2 rRNA genes are annotated in these 3,546 nt (G+C 53.2%); both read right to left on the reverse strand.

The annotated features are described in order from the left end of the window. Positions 1–7: 7 nt before the first annotated feature. Positions 8–124 (reverse strand): 5S ribosomal RNA (gene rrf, locus ACT3TP_RS18465). 207 nt (positions 125–331) lie between these two features. Continuing rightward, positions 332–3,463: ribosomal RNA gene (locus tag ACT3TP_RS18470) — 23S ribosomal RNA — on the reverse strand. Between the last annotated feature and the right edge of the window lie 83 nt (positions 3,464–3,546).

Below are 3,546 nucleotides of genomic sequence, written 5' to 3' on the forward strand. Positions count from 1 at the left end.
AAGTTAAGTCCGGCGGTGACCTACTCTCCCACACCCTCACGAGTGCAGTACCATCGGCGCAGTGGGCCTTAGCTTCCGGGTTCGGTATGGGACCGGGCGTTTCCCCCACGCTATGACCGCCGTAACAGTCTCGAAACAACACCTGATGATCCAGTGCCATTAAGTCTTATGAACCACACCACCAACCCCAACAATCAACATCCCCAACCCACCGAAGTGAATCGAAAACACTGATCATCAAGCTGATGATCCAGTTAGTGTTACAAGAGTTGTTGTCTCGTAACCGTATAGTGAACGCGAGCATCATTGTCTTCAACGATTGCTTTACTGTGTGTTGTAAGTCATCGGCCTATTAGTACAGGTCAGCTACACAAGTCTTTAGTCCTTGCTTCCACATCCTGCCTATCAACCCAGTGGTCTAGCTGGGGGCCTCTCACACTCAAGGTGCATGGAAATCTCATCTCGAAGCAGGCTTCCCGCTTAGATGCTTTCAGCGGTTATCCCTTCCAAACGTAGCTAATCAGCGGTGCACTTGGCAGTACAACTGACACACCAGAGGTTTGTCCGTCCCGGTCCTCTCGTACTAAGGACAGCCCTTCTCAAATTTCCAACGCGCGCAGCGGATAGGGACCGAACTGTCTCACGACGTTCTAAACCCAGCTCGCGTACCGCTTTAATGGGCGAACAGCCCAACCCTTGGGACCTACTCCAGCCCCAGGATGCGACGAGCCGACATCGAGGTGCCAAACCATGCCGTCGATATGGACTCTTGGGCAAGATCAGCCTGTTATCCCCGAGGTACCTTTTATCCGTTGAGCGACGGCCCTTCCACGAGGTGCCGCCGGATCACTAGTCCCGACTTTCGTCCCTGCTCGAGCTGTCACTCTCACAGTCAAGCTCCCTTGTGCACTTACACTCGACACCTGATTGCCAACCAGGCTGAGGGAACCTTTGGGCGCCTCCGTTACATTTTAGGAGGCAACCGCCCCAGTTAAACTACCCATCAGGCACTGTCCCTGAACCAGATCATGGTCCGAAGTTAGGTGACCGGTACAGCCAGAGTGGTATTTCAACGATGACTCCACCCGAACTAGCGTCCGAGCTTCACAGTCTCCCACCTATCCTACACAAGCTGCACCGAACACCAATACCAAACTATAGTAAAGGTCTCGGGGTCTTTCCGTCCTGCTGCGCGTAACGAGCATCTTTACTCGTACTGCAATTTCGCCGAGTTCATGGTTGAGACAGCGGGGAAGTCGTTACTCCATTCGTGCAGGTCGGAACTTACCCGACAAGGAATTTCGCTACCTTAGGATGGTTATAGTTACCACCGCCGTTTACTGGGGCTTAAATTCTCAGCTTCGCAACAAGTTGCTAACCGGTCCTCTTAACCTTCCAGCACCGGGCAGGAGTCAGTCCGTATACATCGTCTTGCGACTTCGCACGGACCTGTGTTTTTAGTAAACAGTCGCTTCCCCCTGGTCTCTGCGGCCCACACCCGCAAAAGAAGAGCAAGTCTTCCTCACGGGGCAGGCCCCCCTTCTTCCGAAGTTACGGGGGCATTTTGCCGAGTTCCTTAACCATGATTCTCTCGATCGCCTTAGTATTCTCTACCTGATCACCTGTGTCGGTTTGGGGTACGGGCGACTAGAACCTCGCGCCGATGCTTTTCTAGGCAGCATAGGATCACCAAATCACCCACCAAAGTGGGTGCCTATCAGGTCTCAACCATAAATGAGAGACGGATTTGCCTATCTCTCGGCCTACACCCTTGGACCAGGTCAATTCCATTGCCTGGCTCGGCTACCTTCCTGCGTCACACCTGTTAATACGCTTACCTCACAAAATCGGTTCCCAGCACCTCACACAAAAGCAGCCCGAAGGCCACAACATCATGCTCAATGGTGGTTAGCATCAAAAGCTCAGTATGGGCGGTTCTTCGCCGGTACGGGAATATCAACCCGTTGTCCATCGACTACGCCTGTCGGCCTCGCCTTAGGTCCCGACTCACCCAGGGCAGATTAGCTTGACCCTGGAACCCTTGATCATTCGGCGGACGGGTTTCTCACCCGTCATTCGCTACTCATGCCTGCATTCTCACTCGTGTGGTCTCCACCGCTGGTTTACACCGCGACTTCACCGTCCACACGACGCTCCCCTACCCATCCAAACGCCCAATCGAAACCAGGCAAATATTTGAATGACGCAACTTCGGCGGTGTGCTTGAGCCCCGCTACATTATCGGCGCGGAATCACTTGACCAGTGAGCTATTACGCACTCTTTCAAGGGTGGCTGCTTCTAAGCCAACCTCCTGGTTGTCACAGCAACTCCACATCCTTTTCCACTTAGCACACGCTTAGGGGCCTTAGTTGGCGTTCTGGGCTGTTTCCCTCTCGACTATGAAGCTTATCCCCCACAGTCTCACTGCTACGCTCTCACTTACCGGCATTCGGAGTTTGGCTAACGTCAGTAACCTTGTAGGGCCCATTAGCTATCCAGTAGCTCTACCTCCGGTAAGAAACACGTAACGCTGCACCTAAATGCATTTCGGGGAGAACCAGCTATCACGAAGTTTGATTGGCCTTTCACCCCTACCCACAGCTCATCCCCTCCATTTTCAACTGAAGTGGGTTCGGTCCTCCACGCGCTCTTACACGCGCTTCAACCTGGCCATGGGTAGATCACTTCGCTTCGGGTCTAGACCGTGCCACTCAAACGCCCTATTCAGACTCGCTTTCGCTACGGCTTCCCCACACGGGTTAACCTCGCGACACAGCACTAACTCGCAGGCTCATTCTTCAAAAGGCACGCCATCACACCCCACAAGTGGGATGCTTTAACGGATTGTAAGCGCACGGTTTCAGGTACTATTTCACTCCCCTCCCGGGGTACTTTTCACCATTCCCTCACGGTACTGATTCACTATCGGTCATCAGGTAGTATTCAGGCTTACCAGGTGGTCCTGGCAGATTCACACAAGATTTCTCGAGCCCCGTGCTACTCGGGTACCCACACTAGAACGGCAGACACGCATTACACCTACGGGACTATCACCCTCTCTGGTCCGGCATTCCAACCGATTCACCTATACGCCTGCACCTCATCCCGCTAACCAGATAGGGTTAGCACATGTAGGCCCCACAACCCCGGTGATGCAACGCCTATCCGCTATCACACACCAACCGGTTTAGCCCCATCCGCGTTCGCTCGCCACTACTAACGGAATCACTATTGTTTTCTCTTCCTGCGGGTACTGAGATGTTTCACTTCCCCGCGTTCCCTCCACACAGCCTATACATTCAGCTGCAGGTCATACGGCATGACACCGTACGGGGTTTCCCCATTCGGAAATCCTGGTCTCAACGTCCGGTTATCGACTCCACCAGGCTTATCGCAGATTCCCACGTCCTTCATCGGCTCCTGATGCCAAGGCATCCACCGTGCGCCCTTAAAAACTTCAACACAAATCAAAGTCTCAGATTGAGCAATAAAACAATCAACAAAATCACAAAACAACCACACAAGAACACCCCAAAAGGGCTCCC

The organism is Glutamicibacter sp. AOP38-B1-38 (genome assembly GCF_052377485.1).
In the GTDB taxonomy this organism is placed as follows: domain Bacteria; phylum Actinomycetota; class Actinomycetes; order Actinomycetales; family Micrococcaceae; genus Glutamicibacter.